General features: G+C 63.9%; 21 protein-coding genes and 1 pseudogene. 15 read left to right on the top strand and 7 right to left on the bottom strand.

Annotated elements, in window-relative coordinates:
• Window positions 1–39 precede the first annotated feature (39 nt).
• From BJY26_RS14755 to BJY26_RS14720, 8 genes and pseudogenes are all read left to right on the top strand, one after another.
• Window positions 40–801 carry a YebC/PmpR family DNA-binding transcriptional regulator gene (locus BJY26_RS14755; protein WP_179428973.1) on the top strand — a complete coding sequence of 254 codons (762 nt, stop codon included), beginning with the start codon at window positions 40–42 and terminating at the stop codon, window positions 799–801.
• Entirely contained in the window at window positions 802–1,398 is a 597-nt protein-coding gene (gene ruvC, locus BJY26_RS14750; protein WP_179428972.1) for a crossover junction endodeoxyribonuclease RuvC, read from the top strand. It begins immediately after the preceding gene.
• Window positions 1,399–1,467: 69 nt separating this feature from the next.
• Window positions 1,468–2,076: a Holliday junction branch migration protein RuvA gene (gene ruvA / locus BJY26_RS14745; RefSeq protein ID WP_179428971.1), complete on the top strand. Its 609-nt coding sequence runs from the start codon at window positions 1,468–1,470 to the stop codon at window positions 2,074–2,076.
• Window positions 2,073–3,152, top strand: coding sequence for a Holliday junction branch migration DNA helicase RuvB (gene ruvB / locus BJY26_RS14740; protein WP_179428970.1), 1,080 nt, complete (start codon window positions 2,073–2,075; stop codon window positions 3,150–3,152). Before ruvA ends, ruvB begins: the two co-directional genes overlap by 4 nt.
• A gap of 174 nt (window positions 3,153–3,326) precedes the next feature.
• The gene (gene yajC / locus BJY26_RS14735; protein WP_179428969.1) at window positions 3,327–3,914 is read left to right on the top strand and encodes a preprotein translocase subunit YajC; all 588 of its coding nucleotides are present in this window, start codon (window positions 3,327–3,329) and stop codon (window positions 3,912–3,914) included.
• 106 nt (window positions 3,915–4,020) lie between these two features.
• Window positions 4,021–5,979, top strand: coding sequence for a protein translocase subunit SecD (gene secD, locus BJY26_RS14730; RefSeq protein WP_342354672.1), 1,959 nt, complete (start codon window positions 4,021–4,023; stop codon window positions 5,977–5,979).
• Window positions 5,979–6,983, top strand: a pseudogene (gene secF / locus BJY26_RS14725) (protein translocase subunit SecF); the annotation flags it as partial. The gene secD and the pseudogene secF, both read left to right, overlap by 1 nt.
• A 380-nt stretch (window positions 6,984–7,363) precedes the next feature.
• Entirely contained in the window at window positions 7,364–9,673 is a 2,310-nt protein-coding gene (locus BJY26_RS14720; RefSeq protein WP_179428968.1) for a RelA/SpoT family protein, read from the top strand.
• Here BJY26_RS14720 and BJY26_RS14715 read toward each other — a convergent pair.
• Together BJY26_RS14715 and BJY26_RS14710 are read right to left on the bottom strand one after the other, a co-directional pair.
• Window positions 9,660–10,241 (bottom strand): hypothetical protein, encoded by a 582-nt coding sequence (locus BJY26_RS14715; protein ID WP_179428967.1) that lies wholly within the window; start codon window positions 10,239–10,241, stop codon window positions 9,660–9,662. The genes BJY26_RS14720 and BJY26_RS14715 overlap by 14 nt on opposite strands.
• A gap of 62 nt (window positions 10,242–10,303) precedes the next feature.
• On the bottom strand, window positions 10,304–11,707 hold the full coding sequence (locus BJY26_RS14710) for a DUF349 domain-containing protein (RefSeq protein ID WP_179428966.1): 1,404 nt from the start codon (window positions 11,705–11,707) through the stop codon (window positions 10,304–10,306).
• Window positions 11,708–11,922: 215 nt separating this feature from the next.
• On the opposite strand from BJY26_RS14710, the gene BJY26_RS14705 reads away from it, so the two are divergent.
• Together BJY26_RS14705 and BJY26_RS14700 are read left to right on the top strand one after the other, a co-directional pair.
• Window positions 11,923–12,603, top strand: a complete 681-nt coding sequence (locus BJY26_RS14705; RefSeq protein WP_179428965.1) for an MBL fold metallo-hydrolase — start codon at window positions 11,923–11,925, stop codon at window positions 12,601–12,603.
• Between the two features lie 81 nt (window positions 12,604–12,684).
• Window positions 12,685–13,449 carry an SDR family NAD(P)-dependent oxidoreductase gene (locus BJY26_RS14700; RefSeq protein ID WP_179428964.1) on the top strand — a complete coding sequence of 255 codons (765 nt, stop codon included), beginning with the start codon at window positions 12,685–12,687 and terminating at the stop codon, window positions 13,447–13,449.
• A gap of 27 nt (window positions 13,450–13,476) precedes the next feature.
• Here BJY26_RS14700 and BJY26_RS14695 read toward each other — a convergent pair whose 3' ends face one another.
• Window positions 13,477–15,201, bottom strand: a complete 1,725-nt coding sequence (locus BJY26_RS14695) for a molybdopterin-dependent oxidoreductase (protein ID WP_179428963.1) — start codon at window positions 15,199–15,201, stop codon at window positions 13,477–13,479.
• A gap of 181 nt (window positions 15,202–15,382) precedes the next feature.
• On the opposite strand from BJY26_RS14695, the gene hisS reads away from it, so the two are divergent.
• A complete protein-coding gene (gene hisS / locus BJY26_RS14690; protein ID WP_179428962.1) occupies window positions 15,383–16,714 on the top strand; it encodes a histidine--tRNA ligase in 1,332 nt (443 codons plus the stop codon).
• 32 nt (window positions 16,715–16,746) lie between these two features.
• Here the strand turns inward: hisS and BJY26_RS14685 are convergent, their stop codons facing one another.
• Complete coding sequence (locus BJY26_RS14685) at window positions 16,747–17,109, bottom strand: ArsR/SmtB family transcription factor (protein ID WP_308191214.1); 363 nt, start codon at window positions 17,107–17,109, stop codon at window positions 16,747–16,749.
• Window positions 17,110–17,208: 99 nt separating this feature from the next.
• On the opposite strand from BJY26_RS14685, the gene aspS reads away from it, so the two are divergent.
• Window positions 17,209–18,999 (top strand): aspartate--tRNA ligase, encoded by a 1,791-nt coding sequence (gene aspS / locus BJY26_RS14680; protein ID WP_179428961.1) that lies wholly within the window; start codon window positions 17,209–17,211, stop codon window positions 18,997–18,999.
• Between the two features lie 712 nt (window positions 19,000–19,711).
• Here aspS and BJY26_RS14675 read toward each other — a convergent pair.
• Window positions 19,712–20,293, bottom strand: a complete 582-nt coding sequence (locus BJY26_RS14675; protein ID WP_179428960.1) for a GNAT family N-acetyltransferase — start codon at window positions 20,291–20,293, stop codon at window positions 19,712–19,714.
• Window positions 20,294–20,411: 118 nt separating this feature from the next.
• Here BJY26_RS14675 and BJY26_RS14670 point away from each other — a divergent pair, with 118 nt between their 5' ends.
• From BJY26_RS14670 to BJY26_RS14660, 3 genes are all read left to right on the top strand, one after another.
• Window positions 20,412–21,806 (top strand): MFS transporter, encoded by a 1,395-nt coding sequence (locus BJY26_RS14670; RefSeq protein WP_179428959.1) that lies wholly within the window; start codon window positions 20,412–20,414, stop codon window positions 21,804–21,806.
• A 170-nt stretch (window positions 21,807–21,976) separates the two neighbouring features.
• On the top strand, window positions 21,977–23,497 hold the full coding sequence (locus tag BJY26_RS14665; protein ID WP_179428958.1) for a sodium-dependent transporter: 1,521 nt from the start codon (window positions 21,977–21,979) through the stop codon (window positions 23,495–23,497).
• Complete coding sequence (locus BJY26_RS14660; RefSeq protein WP_179428957.1) at window positions 23,494–23,613, top strand: methionine/alanine import family NSS transporter small subunit; 120 nt, start codon at window positions 23,494–23,496, stop codon at window positions 23,611–23,613. Before BJY26_RS14665 ends, BJY26_RS14660 begins: the two co-directional genes overlap by 4 nt.
• Window positions 23,614–23,679: 66 nt before the next feature.
• Here BJY26_RS14660 and BJY26_RS14655 read toward each other — a convergent pair whose 3' ends face one another.
• Both BJY26_RS14655 and BJY26_RS14650 read right to left on the bottom strand, forming a co-directional pair.
• The gene (locus tag BJY26_RS14655) at window positions 23,680–25,059 is read right to left on the bottom strand and encodes an MFS transporter (protein ID WP_179428956.1); all 1,380 of its coding nucleotides are present in this window, start codon (window positions 25,057–25,059) and stop codon (window positions 23,680–23,682) included.
• Window positions 25,060–25,304: 245 nt separating this feature from the next.
• Window positions 25,305–26,453 carry an MFS transporter gene (locus BJY26_RS14650; protein WP_179428955.1) on the bottom strand — a complete coding sequence of 383 codons (1,149 nt, stop codon included), beginning with the start codon at window positions 26,451–26,453 and terminating at the stop codon, window positions 25,305–25,307.
• Window positions 26,454–26,489: the final 36 nt, after the last annotated feature.

Raw genomic sequence — 26,489 nt, 5'->3', positions numbered from 1 at the left:
GTCGTTAGACTCGGAAAAGACAATCTATGAAGGAGATCTATGTCGGGACACTCTAAATGGGCCACCACGAAACACAAGAAGGCGGCCGTCGACGCCAAGCGCGCCAAGCTGTTCGCCAAGCTCATCAAGAACATCGAGGTGGCGGCCCGCACCGGCGGCGGTGACGTGAGCGGTAATCCGACGCTGTACGACGCAATTCAAACGGCAAAGAAATCGTCGGTGCCCGGCGACAACATCGACCGTGCCGTCAAGCGCGGCTCGGGTGAGGATGCCGGTGGCGCCGATTATCAAACGATCATGTACGAGGGGTATGCGCCCGGCGGCGTGGCCCTGCTGATCGAGTGCCTCACCGATAACCGCAACCGCGCGGCGTCCGACGTGCGCGTGGCAGTCACCCGCGGCGGCGGCAGCATGGGCGACCCGGGAAGCGTGTCGTATCTGTTCACTCGCAAGGGAGTGATCGAGGTGCCCAAGACCGACGGCGTCACCGACGAGGACGTGCTGCTTGCCGTCGTCGATGCGGGAGCCGAAGAAGTCACCGATGAAGGGGACACGTTCGAGGTGATCTGCGAGGCCACCGATCTCGTCGACGTGCGCACCGCTCTCGTCGATGGCGGAATGGACTACGACACGGCCGAGGCCAGGTTCCTCCCGGCCACCGAAATCGAGCTGGACGCGGACGGCGCTCGCAAGGTCTTCCGCTTGATCGATTCGCTCGAAGAGAGCGACGACGTGCAAAACGTGTACTCGAACGCCGATGTCACCGACGAGGTCCTGGCCGAACTGGAGAACGACGACTGAATGCGCGTGCTCGGCATCGACCCCGGACTGACACGCTGCGGACTCGGAGTGATCGACTCGCTGCGCAGCAGGCGTGCCGAGATGGTCGCCGTCGGGGTGGAACGTACTGATTCCGCCGCGTCCGTCGACGTGCGGCTCGGCGTGCTGGCCGATGCCCTGGACGCGTGGTTGGACGAGTGCCGTCCGGACGTCGTATCGGTCGAGAGGGTCTTCGCCCGCCATGACGTGTCGACGATCATGGGCACGGCTCAGGCATCCGGGCTCGCCATCGGGCTTGCGGCGCGGCGCGGCATCCCGGTTGCCATGCACACGCCCAGCGAGGTCAAGGCGTCGATCACGGGCAATGGCCGTGCCGACAAAAAGCAGGTCACCGCCATGGTCACGCGCATCTTGCACCTGGACACGCCGCCCAAACCGGCCGATGCCGCGGACGCGCTGGCGTTGGCGATCTGCCACCTCTGGCGCGGAGCCGGAACCGGCACGTCCACGACCGGGCCGGCCGATTTCTCCGATCGGACGGCACGCGGACGGCAGGGTTCCGGCCTCACGGCTGCGCAGCAAACCTGGGCCGACGCGCTGAAGGGCAAACACGGATAGTCACCCCCGCCATGTAGTGTTATTAGTACACATGTTCACGTATTTCTTGAAGCGAGTAGGGGCGCACCGGTGATTTCACTGCTGACGGGTCGAGTGGAGCGAGTGCGGCTGGATTCGGCCGTCGTGACCGTCGGGGGCATTGGTCTGCACGTGCTCGCCGCACCGAACACGCTGGCCGGTCTGACGGCGGGGGAGGAGGCCACGCTTGCCACCTCACTGGTTGTCCGCGAGGACTCGCTGACCTTGTACGGTTTCGCCGACGAAGACGCTCGGGACGTGTTCGAGAAACTCCAGACCGTCTCCGGCGTCGGCCCGCGGCTCGCGCTGGCAATGCTTGCCGTGCACAGTCCCGACGGCTTGCGGGCCGCCGTGGCCGACGAGGACATCACGGCGCTGACGAAGGTGCCCGGCGTCGGCAAGAAGGGCGCCGGCCGGCTCGTCCTCGAACTGGGCGGCAAGCTCGGCGCGGCCCCGGGAGCGGGAGCCGGCGCACCCGGGCCCGCCGAGACTCCGGCGTCCGGCGCCGAAGACCAAGTCATCGAAGCGCTTGTCGGCCTGGGGTGGAATCGGAAGCAGGCCACCGACGGCACTCGAGCCGTGCTGGCGGTCACGGGCACCGATAAGCCCGTGGCCGACCTGCTGCGGGAGGTCTTGCGTGAAATGGGACGCCGGTCATGACCGAATTCGACGGTTCGTTCGAAGTCGGCGCCCCGGAGCTCGGGCCGACCGGAGCGGAAGCCGAGAAGCTGACGGCGGCCGGCGCCGACGACGTCGAACGCGCTGCCGAAGCCGCGCTGCGTCCGAAAGGACTCGGCGAGTTCGTCGGGCAGTCAACGGTCCGCGACCAGCTGTCCTTAGTGCTGCAAGCCGCCATGGGCCGCGGACGCGCGCCCGACCACGTGCTGTTGTCGGGCCCGCCGGGCCTCGGCAAGACCACGCTGGCCATGATCATCGCCTCCGAACTCGGCGCGCCGTTGCGGCTGACGGCGGGCCCGGCCGTGCAGCACGCCGGCGACCTGGCCGCCATCTTGTCGTCCCTGGAACCCGGGGAAGTGCTGTTTGTCGACGAAGTGCACAGGATGGCGCGCGCGGCCGAGGAAATGCTGTACGTCGCGATGGAGGACTTCCGCGTGGACGTCATGGTCGGCAAAGGGCCGGGCGCCACTGCTCTGCCGCTCGACCTCCCGCCGTTCACGCTGGTCGGCGCCACGACACGCGCCGGATTGCTGCCGGCGCCGCTGCGCGACAGGTTCGGCTTCACCGGGTACCTCGACTTCTATTCCTCGACCGACCTGGCCCGGGTGATCCACCGATCGGCCGGGCTGCTCGGCATCGAGATCGACTCTTCCGGGGCCGACGAGATCGCCGGACGCTCCCGCGGGACGCCGCGAATTGCCAATCGGCTGCTGCGGCGCGTACGCGACTGGGCACAAGTCCGCGGCGACGGCGTCGTCGACCTGAAGGCCGCACGCGCCGCGTTAACCGTGTACGAGGTCGACGAGCTTGGTCTCGACCGGCTCGACCGTGCAGTGCTCGAGGCCCTGTGTCGACGCTTCAACGGCGGGCCCGTCGGCCTGACCACGATTGCCGTGTCGGTCGGCGAGGAACCGGAGACGGTGGAGACCGTCGCCGAGCCGTACCTGGTGCGGGAGGGGTTCATTTCCCGCACGCCGCGCGGGAGAATTGCCACGCCCGCCGCATGGCACCACCTGGGCATGGCACCGCCTCCCGGCGACGGCGCTCTGCCGATCTGAGCCGTGCTATTCAGCTACCAGAGGAACCGTCAAACGTGCGGCAGAGACCACCGTCACCTAGACTGGCTGTGTGGGTCGATTTTTCGGTGCCACCAGAAAACTTTAAGCCGGTGAACGGAACACACGCGTTCAACCGGAACCGGAAGACAATATTTCTAAATGCAGGGAAACGGTATGTCAATCATTCTTGTGGTCGTCCTTGGCGGCTTGCTCATTTTCATGATGTTCAACTCGAGCCGCAAGCGCAAGGCACAACAGCAGGAGATGGCGACGAAGTTGGGCCCGGGCGCCGAGATCATGACGACGTTCGGCGTGTTCGGCACAGTCGTGTCAATGGACGACACGGACAACCGCGTCGTCTTGGAGACGACTCCCGGAACGCAGCTGACGGTGCACAAGCAGGCCGTCGGCAAGATCTTGGAAGCCGCGCCGTCGTCCGAATTCGGCGACGAAGATATCGATGTGCCCGATGACGCTTCATCGCTCACCGATGACGGGCACGTTGCCGAATACGGCACTTACGGCGAAGCGGTCGATGCGCAGGCCCGCCGCGATGACGACGAAACCTACGACGACGAGTACGACCGGAACGCGGAGTACGAGGAAGAAGCCGTCGACGCCCAGCCGATCGACGAGAACGAGGAATCGTACGAGGACGTCGACGAGAGTACCGACGACGACTCGGCCGAAGGCTACTCGGAGAGCTCTTCCGACGAGCCGGTCGACGCCGAAGTGCGTGACCGCGGCAACGAATCGCAGTAGGCTCTCACCCGGTTCGCGGCGCACACGCCCGTTCCGATGACCTCGCCTGTCCGAAAACACGAGAAGAGTAGGTTCCTTGGCACGATCTAACCTCAGTGGACATCCTGTGCGTCGCCTTGTCTGGCTCGGAGTCATCACGCTGGTCATGGCGGGAGTGCTGTTCTCCGGAGTTCAATGGGGTAAGGCCGCTTGGAAGCCCGGCCTGGCCATCGACTTGGCCGGCGGCACTTCGATAGTGCTCGAACCGAAAGTCTCCGCCGGCCATAGTCAGCAGATCAACAAGGATCAACTGCAACAGGCCGTGTCGATCATTCGGCAGCGTGTTGACTCGACGGGCGTGTCGGAGGCGGAGATCTCGACGTCGGCCGGCCGCAATATCGTGGTCAATCTGCCCGGCCACCCCGACAAGCACACGCGCCAGCTGATCGAGGCCGCAGCGCAACTGGAGTTCCGCCCCGTACTCGTGCAGGGGCAGCCGGCGCCGGTCAACAAGCAGCCGTCCCAAAAGCAAACCAAGTCGCCGGGAATCTCGAAGGCCGAACAAAAGAAGCTGAACCGGCTCAACGGCGACAGCGGTTCCAAGGACAGCGGTTCCAAGGACAAAAAGAGCAGCGACAAGTCGACGGGTCACGGCGGCGGAGTAGCCCACCGGATACCGGCGGCAAAGAAGACTCCGGACTCGGGGAAGAACAAGGACTCCGCCAACAAGTCGGGTGCCGACTCCGGCAAGAAGTCGGCGTCCGACGATACGCCCACGTCCAAGCCGAAGAACCCAAGCGATCCGGCCTGGATCACGCCGTCGGTGGCGAAAAAATACGCGAAGCTCGACTGTACAAAGGCCAAGAACCGATCGAGCAGCACGGTGGCCGACCCGAACAAGGCAACCGTGTCCTGCTCCGATGACGGCAAGTCGAAGTTCATCCTGGGTCCCGTCGAAGTGCCGGGACAGGACGTGAAGGACGCCGAATTCGGCTACGTGACCGGATCGAACGGTGCCCAAACCTCCGAACCGGCCGTCAACCTGACGTTCAACTCCGACGGCACCTCGAAGTTCCGCAAAGTGACGCAGCGCATCACGGGTCTGCAGCAGCCCCGCAACCAATTCGCCATCGTCCTCGACGGGCAAGTGATCTCGGCTCCGGTGTCGCAGGCGATCATCTCCGACGGCCACGCGCAGATCAGCGGCAACTTCACCCAGGACAGCGCGACGACCCTGGCCAACCAGCTGAAGAACGGCGCGCTGCCGATTTCCTTCCAAGTGCAGACCGAGCAGACCATTTCGGCGACATTGGGATCGAGCTACCTGGCCAAGGGGATGCTGGCCGGCGTGATCGGACTCTTGCTCGTCGTCGTGTACTCGCTGCTGCAATACCGAGTGCTCGGCTTCGTCACGGTGGCCAGCCTTGTCGTGGCCGGCATCATGACGTATCTGTTGCTCGGCCTGGTCAGCTGGCACTACGGATACCGATTATCGCTGTCCGGTATCGCGGGCATCATTGTGGCCATCGGTATGACGGCCGACTCGTTCATCGTGTACTTCGAACGCGTCAGAGACGAGTTACGCAGCGGCAGATCCTTGTCCGCTGCCGTGGATACCGGCTGGTTCCGTGCCGAACGCACGATTTACGCTTCGAAATCCGTGAACTTCTTGAGTGCCGTGGTGCTCTATCTGCTGGCCGTCGGCAGCGTGCGCGGATTCGCCTTCACGCTCGGCCTGACCACTATCGTCGACGTCATCATCGTCGTGTTGTTCACGCACCCGACCTTGCAGTTGCTGTCCCAGACCCGATTCTTCTGGAAGGGACATCCGTTGTCCGGCCTCGACCCGCGCCGCCTCGGAGTCAGCAAGGCGACGTACCGGGGAGCGCTCAATCTGGACCTCGGTAAACGGGACGCCTCGGGCCGCAAAAAGAAGGGCGGAAAGAAGAACGCCGCCGCCGAAGGCGAGGCGCGCAGGCGGATGACGATCGCCGAGCGCAAGGCCGCCGAGCAGGAAGCGGAGTTCAACAAGAAGTCGGACGAGCGACAAGAATCCCACGCGACCACGAATGCGAAGGACGACTGATGGCTGCAAATTTCGCCTCGTGGGGCAACGACCTGCACAGCGGCAAACGATCAATTCCATATGTCGGCCGCAGAAAGCTCTGGCTCACCATCAGCATCATCGCGGTGGTGGCGTCGATCCTGGTGCCGATCATCAGCGGCGGGTTCAACTTGAGCATCGACTTCAAGGGCGGATCCGAATTCCAGATCTCGAACGTGTCGAACAATTCCGAGTCGATCGGCACCAAGGCGGTGAAATCGGCGGCCAAGAACGCCGACCCGCGCGTGGCCCGTGCCGGTCAGTCCGGCGTCCGGATCGAGACGAACCAGCTGGGCGATAGCGCGACCGAGCGCGTTCGTGACGCCCTGATGGACGCCTACCACGTCAAAAGCAAGGACGTGACGTCGAACTTCATCGGCCCCACTTGGGGCAGCGACGTCACGGCAAAGATGTTGCGGGCGCTGATCATCTTCGTCGTCCTGGCCGCCGCGGGCATGGCGCTCTACTTCCGAACGTGGAAGATGTCCGTCTCCGCCATCGCCTCGGTGTTCCAGGTGATGGTCGTGTCGGCGGGCATTTACGCCGTCACCGGGTTCGAAGTGAGCCCGACGACGATCGTCGGCTTCCTGACGGTTTTGAGCTTTTCGCTCTATGACACGGTGGTCGTCTTCGACAAGATCCGCGAGAACACGACGTCGTTTGAACGCAACCGGCACTTCACGTTCTTGGAACTCGTCAACCTCGGCGCGAACCAGACGACTGTGCGCTCCATCAACACGGCAGTCGTCGGCGCCCTGCCGGTTGCCGCCATCTTGTTCATCGGCACCATCTGGCTCGGTGCGGGCACCCTGACCGACATCTCGTTGTCATTGTTCATCGGCATCATCGTGGCAGCCGCATCAACCTTGTTCGTCGCGACGCCGATGTACGCCTGGCTGCGGCAATCCGAGCCGGCAGTGATCAAACAACGGCACAAGATCCGGCATTTGCGCGAAAAGGAAGGCATTACGGCGCCTCCCGTGATGGAAGACGACAAGTCGATGCTGGAACTGATCGATCCAGAAGAGCAAGAGCGCGAAGACAAGGCCGACGAAAAACCGGCGCCGGCGCGCAGTCGCCCCTGGGAACTCGAGGGTGTCGAATTCGAAACGCCGCCCGAGGACGACGACTCGTCGCCCGGTGCCTCGGGTCGCGGCACCATCACGCAGCAAAAGACCGCTAAGCGTACCGGCCGCTCCGGCTCGGACACGACCGGCAGCTCGAACTCCGGCGCGAGTCGATCCGCGGGCGGCCAGTCCGGCCGGACGCCTGCCCCGCGTAGGCGGCGCAAGGGCGGTTCCCGCCGCGGCCGTGGGTAGACTGGAGAGATAGGCACGACTATCCACGGGCGCCGCGGGAGGTGACGATGGCGGAAGACACTTCGCAGTCCGCACCGGACAAGACACCTGTGCGCCAGTACTCGCCGGGACGACGGGACCGCGCCTTGGCCAGGCTTGCACGCCTGGCCGGACGCACGCACGCCACCGGCGCGCCAATGCTCGAGCCATTGGTGCGCGCCGTTCGCGCCAGCCACCCGAAAGCGGACGTGTCGATATTGCGCCGCGCCTTCGAGGTGGCGGACGACGCCCACCGCGAGCAACGCCGTAAGAGCGGCGATCCGTACATCACGCATCCCGTTGCAGTCGCGACGATTCTCGCCGAACTGGGCATGACGGTCGAGACGTTGGCTGCCGCACTGCTGCACGACACCGTCGAGGACACGACTTACACGCTTGACGCGTTGCGGCGGGACTTCGGCGACGAGATCGCCATGATGGTTGACGGCGTGACAAAGCTCGACAAGCTCAATTACGGCGACGCCGCCAAGGCCGAAACCGTGCGCAAGATGATCGTCGCGATGGCCAAGGACATTCGCGTGCTGGTCATCAAACTGGCCGACCGCCTGCACAACGCGCGCACGTGGCGCTACGTGTCGCCGTCGTCGTCCGCGTCCAAGGCCAAGGAAACGCTCGACATCTACGCGCCGCTGGCCCACCGGCTCGGCATGAACACGATCAAGTGGGAACTCGAAGACCTGTCGTTCGCCACGTTGTATCCCAAGGTGTATGACGAGATCGTGCGCCTTGTCGCCGAGCGCACGCCGGAACGCGAGGAATTCCTGTCGGTCGTGCGCAGTGAGATCGACACCGATCTGCGCGGTTCGAAGATCAAGGCAACCATCACGGGCCGGCCCAAGCACTATTACTCGATCTATCAAAAGATGATAGTGCGCGGCCACGAATTCGCCGACATCTACGACCTGGTCGGGGTGCGCGTACTGGTGGACACCGTACGCGAATGCTATGCGGTACTCGGTGCCGTGCACGCAAAATGGAACCCCGTGCCCGGCAGGTTCAAAGACTACATCGCGATGCCGAAGTTCAATATGTATCAGTCGTTGCACACGACTGTCATCGGCCCCGGCGGCAAACCGGTGGAGATCCAGATCCGCACCCACCAAATGCACCGGCGGGCCGAATTCGGCGTTGCCGCGCACTGGAAGTACAAGGACGACGTCAATGCCGGCACGGCTCCGAGCCTGACGGTCAACGACACCGGGTCCATCAACGATATGGGCTGGCTGCGTCAGCTGCTCGACTGGCAAAAGGAGACGGAGGACCCGGGAGAGTTCCTCGACAGCCTGCGCTTCGAGATGAGCACGAGCGAGGTGTACGTGTTCACTCCGAAGGGCAATGTCATCTCGCTGCCGACCGGATCCACCCCCGTCGATTTCGCCTACGCCGTGCACACCGAGGTGGGGCACCACACCATGGGCGCGCGCGTCAACGGCAGGCTGATCTCACTGGACAGCACGTTGAACAACGGTGACGTGGTGGAAGTCTTCACTTCGAAGGACGAGAACGCCGGACCCAGCCGCGACTGGCTGACATTCGTGAAGAGCCCGCGCGCCCGCAACAAGATCCGGCAGTGGTTCTCGAAGGAACGCCGCGACGAGCAGATCGAGAACGGACGCGACTCCATCGCCAAGGCGATGCGCAGACACAACCTGCCGTTGCAACGGCTCATGTCGCAAGAATCGCTGGTGGCGATCGCCACCGAGATGCGGTTTGCCAATGTGTCCGCCATGTACGCGGCCGTCGGCAACGGCAAGGTGTCGGCCGAGCACGTCGTCGACTTGCTGGCGCAGAGCTTGGGCGGTTCCGACTACGACATCGACGGGCCGGACGAGATCCCGACGAACAGGCCGCGCGCCGGCCGCGGTCCGGATTCCGGCGTGGCGGTCAAGGGCGTGGACGACGTCCTGGTCAAGCTGGCCCGCTGTTGCACGCCGGTGCCCGGCGACGACATAGTCGGCTTCATCACGCGCGGCTCCGGTGTGAGCGTGCACCGGGCCGATTGCAGCAATGTGGCAGGCTTGCGTACTCAGCCCGAGCGGATGATCGACGTCGAATGGTCCGGGGCCAAGAACAACGTGTTCCTCGTGCAGATCCAAGTGGAGGCCCTGGACAGGTCTCGTCTGCTCTCGGACGTCACGCGGGTGTTGTCCGATAGCCACGTGAACATTCTGTCGGCGACGGTGGCCACCTCGAAGAACCGGGTGGCCATTTCCCGGTTCGTGTTCGAAATGGGCGACGCCGGCCACCTCGACCACGTGCTCGCCACCGTGCGGCGCATCGACGGCGTCTTCGACGTCTACCGGATCACCGGAGCCTAACCGCCGTCGGGACCGTCGGCGCCTCGATTCGAGCTGATCCACCGCCGAGACGGCGTTGCACGGCGGCGCGGATTCTGGCGCGTCCCGGCACCGGCCCTCGCCGGACCAGATAGTCGTCGAAGTCGGCCCAATCGAGAGCGGAGCCGATCGACTCCAGGAGGTTGTCGACGTTCGTCAGGTCGCCGGCGCAGACGTCGTAAACACTGCGATGCACGGTGGTCAAGCGCAGACCGGCAAGGGTGATGATCTCGTCGCCGCGAGCGCGAGATTCGTGCACGAGGCAGTCCGGGCGGAAGCGCCGGTGCCGCTTGCCGCCCGGTACCAGGATGTGCAGGAGCGGAGTCGCCAAGGCCCCCGTGTACACCCACACGGCAGTGTCGCGGCCGATCACGTCACCGGGCTCGGCCATGGCGGCCACAGCACCGGCGCGAACGGACGGCGTGAGCGCGCTGCCGGCAGCGATGTAGGCGTCGCCGAACACGCGCGTGATGAGCCCGTCGGCAGCAAGGACCCGCAAGTCCTGCAGCGTCACGCCGAACGACGGCGTCACGAGCATCGGCACTGTCATGAGTCAACGGTGACCCGGTTCAGGGCGAAACGCAACGCCCTGTGGAAAAGTCCTCGCCGCAGTCAGCTGAAGTCGTGAGCCGCCTTGACGACCTGTTCACGCCAGGCCCGGCGGGCACTCAGCGCTTCGCTGGCTTTGTCGACTTTGTGTTGATCGCCGCTGGCCTTGGCAGCATCGAGATCCTTTTCCAACGCCGCTATCGAATCGTCGAGCTGGGAGAGCGCTCCCTCGGCCCGTTCCAAGCCCCTGGGGTTGCTGCGCCGCCATTTGGCGTCCTCTTCGTCCTGGACGGCTCGCTCGACTGCGCGTAGCCGCGCCTCGACCGATTTCATGGCCGAGCGGGGCACCTTGCCCGCTTCTTCCCATTCGTCTTGGATCTTCCGTAACGCGTTCTTGGCCGCGGCGGGATCCTTGACCGGAAGCAACGCCTCGGCCGATTCAAGCAGCTTTTCCTTGACCTTGAGATTCTCGGCGTATTCGGCGTCCACCTCGGCGTCTTTTTTCCCGCGCGCCGTAAAGAAGATGTCTTGAGCCGCGCGGAACCGCGCCCAGAGGGCGTCGTCGTCCTTCCGGCTGGCCCGCGGGGCAGCCTTCCATTCGCTCATCAGCCGGCGGTATTCGGCCGAGGTGGCAGCCCAATCGGTGCTGGTGGACAGCTTTTCGGCCTCGGCGATGAGCTTGTTCTTGATCTGCTTGGCTTCGGCATTGTGCTGGTCCAGCTTCGAGAAGTATTCACGGCGATGTTTGTCGAACTTGTGACGCGCCGTTCGAAACCTGCCCCACAGAGCGTGATCGTCGGATTTCGACAGCCTGGGACCGGACGCTTGCTGCGACTTCCATTCGTCGAACAATTCGGTCATGCGGGCGCTGCTTTGCTTCCAGTGCAACGAGGAGGGGTCGGCGTCGGCAATCGATTCGGCCTCTTGAACGATCTTGTCCCGGGCCGTAAATGCCTGGGCACGAGCCTCCTCTGCAGCCTTGGCCTGCTCGGCGGCGAGGCTATCGATGGTCGACGTGACCTCGTCCACGCGACGGACGAGCGCGGGCAGATCGCCAACGGCGTCGGCGGTGGGCAGCTGCTCGGCAAGCGTCGAGGCGGCCGTGCGCAGGTCTTGCGCCGGGGCCCCCGACGCAGCACGCTGCTCCAGTAATGACACTTGAGCGGCCAAATCAGCGTATTTGCGGTAGTAATACGCCAGCGCTTCTTCCGGTGCGGCATCCGGATATTGGCCAACGGCGCGCTCACCGGCCGCATCGGTGACGTACACGGTGCCGTCGTCTGCCACACGACCGAACTTGGCGGCTTGCGCTGCCGCATCAGTGGTGGAGATCGTCGGAGCGGGAGCTGCGGGCGCGGCGGGGCGCAGCCGTGCGGCTCCGGGCCGTGGTCCGGGCCGTGGTCCGGGCCGGGGCCCCGGTCGCGGAGCCGGCTTCGGGCTCGGCTTCGGAGCGGATTCGTCTGTCATTCTTGTCACCGTCACTATTTCTGTAAGGACTGCCGCAAACGGCCCGGCCGCCTTGCGCTCCTGCGTTCTCCACCGTACCTAATCACGGGAAGAACCGCCGATGAACGCTGCAGACGGGACCTCGGATACTCTATCCAAATTCGGCGGCCGAGGTCGGCGGCGAGGTCGACGGCCCGGTGAATCGTTTCCAACTCGATACTGATTAGGGTTGGGTCATGTTCGTCACTTCGGTCGTCGCGCCCTTTCTCGGCGTGAACTGCTACATCGTCGCGGCAACTGAACCGCCGGGACCGGGTGCCGAGGCGCGCCGTCCGTGCATCCTTGTCGACGCCGGCTTGGGCGCTGCCGCGCCGCTGGCCGACAAGCTCGCCGAGTTGTCGCTCGAGCCTGCGGCAATGCTTGTGACGCACGGACACCCGGATCACGTGCTCGGTCTTCCCAGCGTGCTGGACCGGTGGCGTATCCCGGCCTATCTGGACAGACGGGACCACTGGTGGCTGAGCGATCCGGTCGGATCGCTCGGACCGGAACTGGCCGCAGTCATGGGGCAAGCCCTGGCCGGCAGGGCCTGGACACCGCCGCAGGTCACGGAGCCCGGCGCCGCGCCTGCCGCGATGGCCGGCCTGACCGTCACGGCAATCCCGGCGCCCGGCCACACGCAAGGTTCCACCCTTTGGCAGATCACCGGCGGGAACGACGTGCACGTCTTCACCGGCGACGTTCTGTTCGCTTCCGGGGTCGGACGCACCGATCTGGCGGGCGGCGACCAGACAGTGATGGACGGCACGCTTGCCACAGTGATTCCGGCGCTTCCTGCCGAGGCGTCCGTCCACCCCGGCCACGGGCCGTCGTCAACCGTTGCCCGCGAACTTGCCACAAACCCGTTCCTCGGTTGACGAAGCTCCGGCCCCGGCGGGCGGGCCGGCCGGAACTCACGACCTGATTGAATGAACCTAATCAACGAAGGGATCCTCGTCATGGATATCTCGCAATCGGTCGCCGTCGTCACCGGCGGTGCGTCCGGGCTCGGCCTCGAAACGGCCACCGAACTCTCGGCGGCCGGGGCAACGGTTGTTTTATTGGACCTTCCGCAGTCCGACGGCGAACAATGCGCCGCCAGGATCGGAAACGGCGCCACGTTCGTGCCGACCGACGTGACCGACTCCGATCAAGTGAGCGCTGCCATCGACAGGGCCGCCGAGCTCGGCCCGCTGCGCATAGCGGTCAATTGCGCCGGCGTTGCGACACCGGGCAAGATCGTGGGTCGAAAGGGTCCGTTGCCGCTCGAAGACTTCGAACGCGTCGTCCGCATCAATCTGTTCGGCACGTTCAACGTCGTCCGGCTGGCCGGTGCGAAGATGCAGCAGACGACCGAGCCGGTGGGCGAGGAGCGCGGCGTCATCGTCAACACCGCGAGCGTTGCGGCATTCGACGGCCAGATCGGCCAGCCGGCCTATGCGTCCAGCAAAGCGGCGGTCGCCGGGCTGACTCTGCCGGCCGCGCGCGAATTCGCGTCCAGCCTGATTCGGGTGATGGCCATCGCGCCGGGCATCTTCGAGACGCCAATGATGGCGGGCTTACCGGAAGAGGCACGTCGGTCACTCGGCGAACAGGTCCCGCACCCGTCCCGCCTCGGCAAGCCGGCCGAATACGCGGCGCTGGTCAAACACATCGTCAGCAACCCGATGCTCAACGGCGAGACCATTCGCTTGGACGGCGCCATTCGGATGGCGCCGCGCTGATCGGCAGCCGGTTAGATCGACTGCCGATCAGATCGACTGCCGGTAGCCGAAGAATTCGTGGTCGCTGTTGTAGCTGCCCCAACCGCTGCCGATATCGGAGAAGTTCTCCACGAATTCGATGCCTTTGATCCACTTGACCATCTTGAATCCGTGCTGCACTTCGTTACGCAGCCGGAGCGGGGCGCCGTGGCCGTACGGAAGTGTCTCGTCGTTCATGTTGTAAGCGAGCATTGTCAAGTGGTACTGCATCTGCTCGATGGGCTGCGCATCGTAGTAGAGACCGCCGTCCGAGCCGTCGGCGAACGAGTAGAACACGACCCACTTGACTTTCGGGCTGGGCTTGACCAGATCGACGATCGTGCTCATCTGCACGCCGCCCCATTTGGCCACGCCCGACCAGCCTTGAATGCAATAGTGCTGGGTGATCTGGTCGTGATAGGGCAGAGCGCGAAGGTCGGCCAAGCTGAGTTCTTGCGGGTTTTCGACGAGCCCGGAGATCTGCAACTTGTAGTCCTCGAAGTTGTTGTCGTACAGCTCCGAATATTCCTTCGACTTCGGGTACGTGCCGTTCTTCCAGAAGTGTGTGGAGATATCGGCTTCGGTGTATTCACCGGGCTTTGAATCGACGTGCTCGAACAGCTTTTGGAACGGCCCGACCATGGCGAATCCGACGCGTTGGACGATTCGAGGATGCCGGTTGGTCAGCGGCGTGACGGAGACCCAGACAAAGACGAGGATGGCCAGTGAGATGGCGAAGATGATGAAGCCGCCCCAGCCGTGTCCGTTGTTTCCGGCGTACATCACGTTGAAGTTGTGCAGCGCATCGGTGGCTACGACGAGCGTCACGTGCACGATGATGAAGAATACGAACCACAGCAGCACGAAGAAGTGGATCGATCGGGCCAGCTGAATGCTGAAGAACCTGCTGATCCATTTGAATTTCGTCGACAGGGCCGGCGACATACCGAGGCCCGTGATGAACGCCAATGGCGCGGCAATGAATACCGTGACGAAATAGGCAAGCAGCTGCAGAGCGTTGTAGCCGACCCACGGATGATCGATCGGCCAGTTGAGCGATGCGTATTGGATGGCGACCGACAGTGCGTTCGGGAAGATGTCCCAGCTGGTCGGCACGAGCCGGTGCCATTGCCAGGTGACGAAGATCAGGACGTAGAAGACGATCCCGTTGAGCAGCCAGAGCGAGTCCATGCTGAGGTGCCACCACCGGGCCAGGCCGATCGAGTGGCGTCGGCTCGGTAGCCCGACGCCCGGAGGCAGGGTGACCGAATCGTCTTTTGCCGTGTACAGGGTCTCGGGCGGCACGGCCCTGTGCATGCGGAACCATTCGCTGCCCGGAACCGAGCTGCGATGCCAGTAGAGGCGTGGATGGTCGGCAAGGATGCTCAGACCGGCGCGCATGATCGGAATCATGAGCAGCATGTTGAAGAAGTGTTGCCAGGCGACCCAGCGGGGGAGACCCGCATGCTCTTTGGCGCCGTCCGGCAGTGACAGCCCGGGATATTCGCTGATGAAATGCTGCACGGACGGCATGCCGCGCAGCCCTTTCGCAACGGCGATGGCGGTGATCAGCAGCACGAACCCGATCGGCAGGATGAGCAGGACGTCGAACCATCGGTTCTTGCCGACGCGGATCCGCGGTGTCCGGCCCTCTTGAACCGGCAGTCCGCCGGCCCACTCGTCGCCGACCACATCGCGTTCACGCTGAGAAAGCTCGTCGCGAAAATTCTTCATACAACGAAAGTAGGCCCGTCACCGAATTTCTACAAGCTGTAAAAGTCGTAATTTCTACAATGTGTAGAAGTTCACAGAATCGTCGAGCGCGCACGACGCCGTGACTCTGGGCTGAGCGCACGGCTGCCGGGCCGGTAATCTGGTACGTGCACGTTTCCCACCCCAGACCAGGAGTCGCTTCATGGCGCGTCCCACCCCGTTGTCGGGTTTTCCCGAATGGCTGCCGGCAGATCGGATTGTCGAGCGTCACATCATCGACACGCTCGCCTCGACATTCGAATTGCACGGATACGCGGAAATCAACACGCGCGCCGTCGAGACGATCGAGCAGCTTTCGCGCAAGGGAGAAATCGACAAAGAGGTCTACGCCGTGAATCGGCTGCATGCCGAACCGGGCGAAGAGCGCAATCCGCTTGGCCTGCACTTCGATCTGACCGTGCCGTTTGCGCGGTACGTGGTGGAGAACGCCGGCAAACTCGTCTTCCCGTTCAAGCGATACCAGATCCAGCCGGTCTGGCGCGGTGAGCGGCCGCAGGACGGCCGGTTCCGCGAATTCATCCAAGCCGATATCGACGTCGTCGGGGACGGTGAGCTTCCGGCGTTCTTCGAAGTCGAGGTGCCGTTGATCCTGGCCGAGGTCTTTGGCAAACTGCGCGATATCGGCGTCCCGCCGATGACCATACAAGTCAACAATCGCAAACTCCTCGAGGGATTTAGCCTGGGCGTCGGCATCGACGACGTCAGCGGCGTCCTGCGCGCTCTGGACAAGCTCGACAAGATCGGGCCGGACGCCGTCGGGCAGCTGCTTGCCGACGAATGCGGGGCGAACGACGAACAGGTGCGGCTGTGCCTGGCGCTGGCGCAAATCGAAGGCGACGACGCGTCGGTCGTCGACGACGTGCGGGCGCTCGGCGTGACGCACCCCCTGCTCGACGAGGGGTTGGAAGCTCTTGCCGGACTGATGACTGCGGCGTCCGAGCGCGCACCCGGTGCGATTCGGGCGCAGCTGAAGATCGCGCGCGGACTCGACTACTACACCGGCACGGTTTACGAGACAGTCGTGTCGGGGCACGAAGACTTGGGGTCGGTGTGCTCCGGTGGCCGGTACGACAATTTGGCATCCAGCGGAACCAAGACCTACCCGGGAGTGGGAATCTCGCTTGGCGTGACCCGGCTGATGTCCAGGCTGGTCGGCCGCGGCCTCGTCTCTGCCGGCCGCCGGGTTCCCACCGTCGTTCTCGTGACGGTGGCCGATGAGGATTCGCGTGCCGACGCCGATAGGATCGCCGGTCAATTGCGCGCCCGCGGCATCTCGGCGGAGGTTTCGCCGAACTCATCGAAGTTCGGCAAGCAGATCCGTTACGCCGACCGGCGCGGCATACCGTACGTTTGGTTCGGCTCGAGCGACGGCGATCAAGTCAAGGACATCCGGTCGGGCGATCAGACGGATGCCGACGCGAATGCGTGGACGCCGCCGTCCGAGGACTTGCGCCCGGCCATTTCCGCCACATAGCTCCCGCCCGCCCTTTCGGCGAAGGGGCGACGCTAGGGGCGTTGTGTGTGCCGAATAGGCATCGGTGTGCGCGGTTCCGGATCGGGTGCCAGCGAACCGTCCGGAGCGATGTGGTCGAAGATTTCGATGACGAGCGTGACGACGTGCGGGTCGTCGACCGTGTAGTACAAGTGACGCCCATCGCGTCTCGAGCTGACCAGACCCGCCAAGCGGAGCTTGGCCAAATGCTGGCTGACGGTCTGTAAACTCACGTTTGCCGCCTCGGCAAGACCCGACACGTCGTACTCGGCGTGCACCAGCAACCACACAATGCGCAGTCTCGTCGCCGAGGAGAGCATATGGAAGGTGGCGGCGCCCGCCGCCACCTGCAGATCCGTCGGTTGCTCGGTAGTCACGCTGGCCAGTCTAACCACACCGGCGGCCAGATCACGCCGGGCGGCGCCGGCGTCGTAGACTTAAGCGTCAAATCCCTGATCTCTTTCGAAAGGACCACAGTGCTCCGCAGCCACCAGGCCGGCACACTCCGTGCTACAGACAAGGACGCGACCGTCACGTTGGCCGGTTGGGTCGATAGGCGTCGTGATCACGGCGGCGTGGCCTTCATCGATCTGCGGGACGCTTCGGGCATCGCGCAGGTGGTCGTCCGTGAGGAAGACGTGACGCACGCGCTGCGCAACGAGTCCGTTGTCAAGGTTGTCGGCACCGTGCAGATCCGCCCCGAAGGCAACGCGAACCCGAACCTGCCGAGCGGCGATATCGAGGTCGTCGCCGACGAGGTGGAGATCCTCAGCGCTGCCGAGACCTTGCCGTTCCAGGTGTCCGCCGCCGCGGAGGACTCGGCGAACGTGGGCGAAGAGGCCCGGCTCAAGCACCGGTACTTGGACCTGCGCCGTCCGGGCCCGGCTGCGGCGCTGCGGTTGCGTTCACAGGCGAACAAGGCCGCGCGCGAAGTGCTCGACGCTCACGATTTCGTCGAGCTCGAAACTCCCACCCTGACCCGGTCGACACCTGAGGGTGCGCGCGACTTCCTGGTACCGGCTCGTCTGGCACCGGGCAGCTGGTATGCGCTGCCGCAGTCGCCACAGCTGTTCAAGCAGCTGCTGCAGGTCGCCGGATTCGAGAAGTACTACCAGATCGCACGTTGCTACCGGGACGAGGATTTCCGGGCCGATCGGCAGCCGGAATTCACCCAGCTTGACGTCGAGGCCAGTTTCGTTGATCAGGACGACGTGATCGCCCTCGGTGAGGAAATCGTCAAGTCGCTCTGGCGGCTCATTGGGCACGAGATCGAAACGCCGATCCCCAGGATGACGTATCGCGAGGCTATGGAGCGGTTTGGTTCGGACAAACCCGATCTGCGGTTCGGCATCGAGTTGACCGAGTTGACCGAGTTCTTTGCGGAAACGAGCTTCCGCGTGTTCCAGGCGCCGTACGTCGGCGCCGTGGTGTACCCCGGCGGCGGGTCGCTGCCGCGCCGTCAGCTCGACGGCTGGCAGGAATGGGCCAAACAGCGCGGTGCAAAGGGTCTCGCCTATGTCTTGGTGGGTGAAGACGGCACTCTTGGCGGACCTGTCGCCAAGAACCTGTCCGAATCGGAAACAGCCGGGCTTGCCGCGAAGGTCGGCGCCGCAAACGGCGACGCGATCTTTTTCGCCGCCGGTGAGACGACGCCGTCCCGAGCACTGCTGGGCGCCGCACGCGGGGAGATCGCTCACCGGACCGGCCAGATCGACGAAGACGCGTGGTCGTTCGTGTGGATCGTGGATGCGCCGATGTTCGAGTCGGCCGCCGAAGCCGTCGAGGCCGGCGACGTCGCAGTGGGCAGCGGCACGTGGACGGCCGTCCACCACGCATTCACGTCGCCGAAACCCGAGTTCATGGACACGTTCGATGCCGATCCGGCATCGGCACTGTCGTATGCGTACGACATCGTATGCAACGGCAACGAGATTGGCGGCGGGTCAATACGTATTCACGACCGCGCCGTGCAAGAACGCGTGTTCAACGTGATGGGACTCAGCCGGGAAGACGCCGAAACTAAATTTGGCTTCCTTCTCGAAGCGTTCAAGTTCGGGGCCCCGCCGCACGGCGGCATCGCATTTGGCTGGGACCGAGTCGTGGCGTTGTTAGCCGGGGAGGAATCGATCCGCGAAGTGATCGCCTTCCCGAAGTCCGGCGGAGGATTCGACCCGCTGACATCAGCGCCTGCTCCGATTACGCCCGAACAGCGCAAAGAAGCCGGCGTCGATTTCAAGCCGAAGGCGCAGCCCTCCGCTGAGAAGTGAGCGCGTACTCGCGAGTCCTACCCCGGTAGCCGTTTAATCGAGGGGGAGTTGTGGTGGTGGGGTGGGGTTGTGGAAACGGTGTTCGCCGATGGTGGCCGGTACGAGGCCGCGTCCAGGGCGGCGCGTACGTGTTCACCGGCGACCGGGTCCAATAGGCCCTCCAGGTACACGCCGCCGCCCCGGTCGGACAGGCGCACGTACCGGCGCCGGCGTACCGCGTCCCGATCGCGCTCAACCTTTTCGGCATCCACCGGGCCAAGTGTTGTTTCCAATGCTTGCCGAACGGCCCGCGTCCTCGTCGTGGGCCTTGTGGATCAGATCCGCCTGGCCGCCGGTACTGGCCATCTGTTCGCGTTGGGTCTCCGAGCCGCGCGAGTACTGCCGGGCGTACCCGGCGCCCGTGTGCCGACCCAGCCACGACTCCAGCGTCTTAACCCCCTCAGCAGCCCAATCGCCCGAAGCAGCCTCCGCCGCCACCAGACGAGTCGACAGTAATTTCACCCCGCCGGCAATCGTGTTCACCGCCGTGCGCGTGGATGGCCAAGTAGGACGCCGAGGAACGCAAGGCGTCCGGCGGGGTTGTGCCAAGAAATCCTGGACATCTACGATTCCGCGAACGTGTCCAAACCGTCGTTGAGGGAGATCAACGAGGACTTTGCGGCGCGGGCTAAGCCATCGAAGTGCCCGCGGGGGAGCGAGGTGTGATTACCGCTCACGCATCGCCGGCTGGATCGTCCACGTGTGTCAAAGCGTCGCATATGCGCTTTTTCAATTCGACGAATTCGAGATCATCGCGCAATGGCGTGCCGACACGGGTATCGCCGTACGGGAAGGGTTCCGTCCGTCCCGTCGGGGCGTATCCTCGGCGCCGATAGAAGGCGATGAGATCGCTACGTTGACGCAACACCGTGAGCCGGACGGTGTCCGCGCCGAATTCCCGGCGTGCGTAACCTTCGGCGATCGAGATGAGACGGCTTCCGATTCCCGTCCCTTGACGCCTCGGCTCGACGGCCAATGTGCCGAGGTAGGCCACATGAGCGCCTTCGTCGGTGATTTGGACGCAGGCCCGGAGTGCACCGGCGGGGCGCGTGCGGAGCAGCAGAACGGCACTGCCCGGATCCGCGATGGTCGCCCCGGCGAGTTCCGCGTTGAGCCGTGCGCCCGTCAGGAGTTGAGCTTCCGTCGTCCATCCGGCCCGGGAGGACTCACCGCGATACGCCGATTGCACGAGCGCTACGTACTCATCGATATCCCGCATCGTGGCGCCCGTGGTCTCGAAATCCGAGCGGCTCATCGCTGACATCCGGTCGTCTCACTCCTCGTACGTTCCGGCGGCGGTCCATGAGATTAGCTATGCTATCTATTGTGGTTCTGCAATTCATTGTGGTGCCGGCCGGACACTCGCTGACGTTATGTTGACCGGGCGTCAACCGCAAGTGCGGCCGCCCGTCCGCCGTGTCGTCGTCTTCGTGACGGTAGCGCTGGCTTTGCTGATGATGTCGGTCGACACGACGATTGTCGCAACTGCATTGCACATATTGCAGCGCGGTCTGCACACGTCCATCAACTGGGCCGGCTGGACAATCACGGCCTACTCGTTCGGATTCGTGCTGATGCTTCCGATATCCGGCCGGTTGAGCGAGCGCTTTGGCCGGAAGAAAGTCTTCCTCGCATCGACCATCGCATTCACTATTGCGTCGCTGCTGTGCGGGCTGGCGGGAAATATCTCCCAGCTGATCGCGCTGCGGGCGCTGCAAGCTGCCGGAGGCGCCGGTTTCACTCCGTCGGCGACCGGCATCGTTGTCGACTATTTCGGTGACGCACGAGATCGGGCGGTCAGCTTGTTCGGCAGCATCTTCCCGATCGGCGCAATGATCGGCCCGATCTTCGGCGGGTTGTTCGTGACCTACCTGAGCTGGAGGGCCGTCTTCCTTGTCAATGTGCCCCTCGGCATCGCAGTCATCGTGCTCTCGCTCATCTATATTCCCCGCGATCGAGATCAAATGCGTGCACCGCGCACGAAAATGGACCCGATGGGAATGGCACTGCTCGGCACCGGCCTGTTGGCCGGCATGGCTGCAATTGCCTACGTCGGGGAGCTCGGATCAGGCATGCGGCCGGCGCTGCTCGTCCTTCCCGCCGCCGCCTCGGTCATCGCCTTCTGGTGGTTCTTCCGGCACATCAATCGGAGTTCTCATCCGTTCATCGATCCCGTATTCATCTACGGTCGCAGGTTTGGGGCCGTCAACCTCGTCAATGCGGTATTCAGCGGCATCCGGTCGGGAGTCATCGCGCTGGTTCCGCTGTATGCCGCCAACCGATACGGCATCGGCGCGCTTGGCGCCGGCACGCTGCTGATCGCCCAGGGCGTGGCGGCCATCATGTTGTCATTCAGCGCCGCAATGCTGCTACGCCGAACCGGCCATCGCCCACCGATTTACGTCGGAGCCGTCGCCGTCATCGCAGGTGTAGCGCTGCTTGCCATCGGACCACCGGGCACGGTCAGTCCGTACGGTTGGCTGGCTGTGTCGACTTTCGTCATCGGGGCCGGCAGCGGGGCGATGAATCCGGCCAGCCGCAACGCCGGGCTCCAGCTAGCGCCTGACAGCTCATCGACGTTGGCGGCGATTCGCACCACGAGCCTGCAAATCGGTTCGATCACGACGGTGTCGACGGTGACGGCAATACTGACGGTGGCAGCCGACCCGGGGGCCGGCCAAGCCGTCGTCTACGGCTGCATCGCGGCATTGCTGGCAATCTGTCTTCCGCTCATTCACCGGATTCCCGAACATCACGGCCGTTGGTGATCGGCGGCCGGAACGGCCGCACCTCTTCAAATACCGATTCCGCATACGGTTTTTATCGAAAAAGTCCGCTATGGTGAGTATGTCTGCGGGAAACCCGGAACCAACGCCACAGGGCGAGCAGGCCGACTCCGCGGTCGAGTACGTTATCGGCAGCGTCAGGAAGGACGGCCATGGCTGCACAGCGCGAGACATTCACGCGGCGTTCGTCATTTATCTTTGCCGCGGTGGGATCCGCCATCGGGCTCGGCAACATATGGCGGTTCCCGTATGTCGCCTACGACAGCGGCGGCGGGGCGTTCATCATCCCCTACTTGGTGGCACTGTCCACCGCCGGAATCCCGCTGCTGTTCATGTACTACGCGCTCGGTCATCGGTTCCGTGCCTCGCCGCCCTTAACATTCCGTCGCATCAGCGGTCGCGGGGAAATGATCGGATGGTGGCAGGTCGGCATCTCGATCGTCATCGCGGTCTATTACGCCGCGGTGATCGCCTGGGCATTGCGGTATGCCGGGTTTTCCGTGACGAAGGCGTGGGGCGATGATCCGGCCGACTTCTTCGGCGGGGCCTTCCTGCAACAAGACGCCACGGCGGGCGTGTCGTTCGACTACGTTCCTGGCGTACTCATTCCCTTGGCCGTCATCTGGTGCGGTGTGCTGGTCGTCTTGGGCCTTGGTGTCCAAAAGGGAATCGCGCGCGCGAACATGATTTTCATTCCGCTCTTGGTCGTCGTGTTCTTGATCATCGTGGTGCGCAGTTTGTTCCTGGACGGCGCCGCGCGGGGCCTGGATGCGTTGTTCAGCCCGGACTGGGGAGCACTGAGCAGCGGAAGCGTCTGGGTCGCCGCATACGGTCAGATCTTCTTTTCGCTGTCGATCGGGTTCGGCATCATGATCACGTATTCGTCGTATTTGAAACGGCGGACCAACTTGACGGCGTCAGGACTCGTCGTCGGCCTGTCGAACAGTGCGTTCGAGATTTTGGCGGGGATCGGCGTCTTTGCGGCGCTCGGCTTCATGGCAACCACCGCCGGCCAGCCGGTATCCGAGGTGGTGGATTCCGGCGTCGGCTTGGCGTTCATCGCGTTCCCGGCGATTATCTCCGAAATGCCCGGCGGCGCGTGGTTCGGCGTGCTCTTCTTCGGATCGATAGTCGTCGCCGGCTTCACCTCGCTGATCAGTATCGTCGAGGTCGTCGTATCGTCGCTTCGGGACAAGACGGCCATGTCGAGAAACCGTGCGGTCTGGAGCATCGGCGGCGTCTTGGCGATTATTTCGCTTGCCCTGTTCTCCACGACGACGAGCTTGAATTTGCTCGACGTGACCGACGCGTTCATCAACAACTTCGGCATCGTCGGGGCTGCCCTACTGGCAGTGCTGGTGCTCGGATGGGGCGTCCGCAAGCTGCCGGAGCTTCGCGATCATCTCAACGGCGTGTCGTCGTTCACGGTCAACCGCACCTGGCGGGTCTTCGTCTCGGTGGTGACGCCGATCTTGCTGGGGTACATGTTCATCAAGGAAGTCGTTGACAGAATTACCGAGGGGTATGGCGATATGCCCGCGTGGTTCGTCAATACCTTCGGGTGGGGCGTCGGCATCGGCATCATCGTGCTTGCGTGGCTGGTCAGTCTCATTCCATGGAAACGCGATGTCGACGACGAATTCGAACCGGTGAAAGTGGGTGAGAACGTATGAGCATCTCCGCGATCGTGATGATGACCGTTGCCATCGTCCTGGTGTGGGGTGGCTTGCTGGCATCGGCGATCCACTTGAACCGGCATCCGGACGAAACGGCCGGAGACGAGGGCTGAGCGGCCTTTGCGCGGCTCGCCCGCGCCCGCCCGCTCAACCGGCTCCGGACGGCGTCCGGCGTCACCTCAGGTGGATAGGTTGTGGATGCCCGAGCGGCCCTCGCCGGTCGTGCCGGGGACTTCGCGGCCCCGGATCGATTTGCCGGCGGTCTCGGGGACTTTGATCAAGGCGATCATGCCGATGACCATGGCCGCCATCAGGTAATAGGCGGGCACGATTCGGCTGCCGGTCGCGCTGACCAGCGCGTCGTTGACGAACGCCGTGGTACCGCCGAAGATCGCCGTCGACACGTTGTAGCTGATCGCCATGCCGGCGTAGCGCACGTGCGCTGGGAACATGGCCGGGAAGGTCGCCGAGATGGTGCCGAGCTGCGGCAGGAACACCAATCCGAGGACCGTGAATCCCAGGATGGCCCACCCCAAGCCTTGACCCATGAGCCAGAAGCACGGGATGGCGATGATGAACAGGCCGATCATCGAGAACCACCACATCGGTTTTCGTCCCACGTGGTCGGACGTCGCGCCGGCGATCCAAATCAGCGCCATCATTACCAGTTGTCCAATGAGCACCACGATGTCCGCACTGGTACCGCTGAGCCCGAGCGAGCCCTGCATATACGTCGGCATGTAGGTCAAGAGCATGTAGTCGGCGATGTTCAGCGCGATAACGAGGCCAAAGAGGCGAAGGAGCGGCCCCGGATAGTTGCGGAACAGATCTCGCAACGCACCGGTTGCCTTGAGCTCGACCTCTTGATTGTCCTGCAGCTCGCGGAAGACCGGGGTGTCCTCCATGCGAAGCCGTAGATAGAGGCCGACAAGACCGAGCGGAAGGCCGATGAGGAACGGGATGCGCCAGCCCCACGACATCATCGCGGAGTCGCTCAGCGACGCATTCAGGATCAAGGTCACGATGATGCCGCCGCTGAATCCGGCAAGCGTGCCGAACTCGAGGAACGACCCCCAGAAGCCGCGCTTCTTGTCCGGCGCGTACTCCGCCATGAATGTCGCGGCGCCGCCGTACTCGCCGCCGGTGGAGAAGCCCTGGACAACCCGCAGGAAGATCAGCAGGATCGGCGCCCAGATGCCGATGGTTGCATGGCTCGGAACGACGCCGACAAGGAACGTTCCCACCGCCATCAGGACGATGGTGATCGACATGACCGTGCTGCGTCCGAACCGGTCGCCGATCGGCCCCCAGACGATACCGCCCAGCGGGCGAAGAATAAAGGAGACCGCGTACACCAGCAGGGTCGCCAAAACGCCGTATTTGCCGGGGAAGAAGTTGAAAGTCAGCTGCGGAACCAAGTAGGCATAGACGCCGTAGTCGTACCACTCGGTGGCATTGCCGATCATTGACGCGCCAACGGCCCGCCTGAGTACCTTTGTCGAAACTTCGCCGTCCTGCGGGGCCGTCCCCTCGCCGGAATCGTTCCCATTGGCTGTCATGCTTGCCTCCCGGTCGCAATGGCGTTCCGAGACGAACCACATGTGCGGCCGTCTCGTCCGCAAAATGTTGATCCGTAGCCGCGACGGTGCTGGCCGGGAGGTTACGAGGTCGACGTCAGTGCTGCGTTGCTTGACAATCTGTTTCTACTCGACGATTTATTGTGAAACAGGTTACACCCGTGAATAGTGTTAGTCAGGGAAATGGGCGCAGAAATTGTCAACAATCTGCTGAGCGCATTTCTGCGTCAGCCCATCGATGCCCGACGCCGGGAATGACGCCACAACGCAATGCCGGCGCCGACCACCAGTACGGGCATGACGGTCATTCCCAGTCTCAGACCGACCGCTTGTGCTATCAATCCGGCGAGCAGCGGTCCGGCGATCTGGCCGATGGCACTGGTCACGACCATTTGCGACACGGCACCCGTCGCCCCACTGCCGCTTGCGCCCACGTGGATCGATGACGTGAGCGGATACGTCGGCCCAAGACCCAGCGATACGACGGCGATCCCCACACCTGCGACGACGGGCCCGTGTGCGGTCAGCACGATCGGTATCCCGCACGCCGCGACGGCAATCGACCAGGCCAGCAACCGTTCGGCGCTCATCGTCCTGGCCAGCCGGCTGGCCACCAAACGGCCCAGCAGCATGCCCGCATACAAGACCGCAACCATGCCGATGGACAGCGCGCGTCCGATCCTGACGGAGTCGTTGAGGTAGCTGGCGAGCCAGAAGATCAAGCACCATTCGGCCGCCACGATCAGGAATGTCACGGCCAGCGTCGGCGACAGCCCGCTCCGACGGCGTCCGGAGAGTTCCGGTGCGGGTGGCCGCGCCGGAAATTGAGTGCGTGCCGAGATTGCCAGAACGACGGCCGCTATGACGGCGATGGCCACGAACGCACCGCGCCAACCGAAGGTCACCGTCGCCAAACCGGCAATGGCCAGCGGTGCGAAGATGCCGCCCAGGCTGACCGCGACCTCGCCTTCGGTCATCGCAACGCTGCGCATTTGTCCGTGTGCGTCGGCCAGCGCCGCCCATAACGCCACGAGCGTGGAAGTACCGCACAGGCTCATGACGAACGCCGCGGCTATCGTGACGGGATACTGATTGATGAATGCCAAAGCCAATGCGGCGAGCGTCATTCCGGCCAAGCCGGCGCGGACGGGCACGCCGTGGCCCCTGCCGAGCTTCCCGCCCAGGATGCCGGCAAGTCCACCGCCAATCGAAAATGCAATTTGCGGCACCACGGCCTGAGCGTACGAGATGTTCTCAATCGCGCGCAGGTACGGAAGAATCGGCCCCAACACGCTGCCCAGCATGCCGAAAGTGAAGAGCGATGCGAAGGCGAACCACGTAAACGTTGTGCGCCGATATTTGGCGTCGAGGGGCATGCCCGTCAGTCTCTCACTGTCTCCGTTTTTCTGTAC

Source organism: Spelaeicoccus albus (genome assembly GCF_013409065.1).
GTDB classification, from domain to species: Bacteria; Actinomycetota; Actinomycetes; order Actinomycetales; family Brevibacteriaceae; genus Spelaeicoccus; species Spelaeicoccus albus.
Note: the sequence above shows the minus strand (reverse complement) of the source record. Positions and strands in the feature narration are given on the sequence as shown.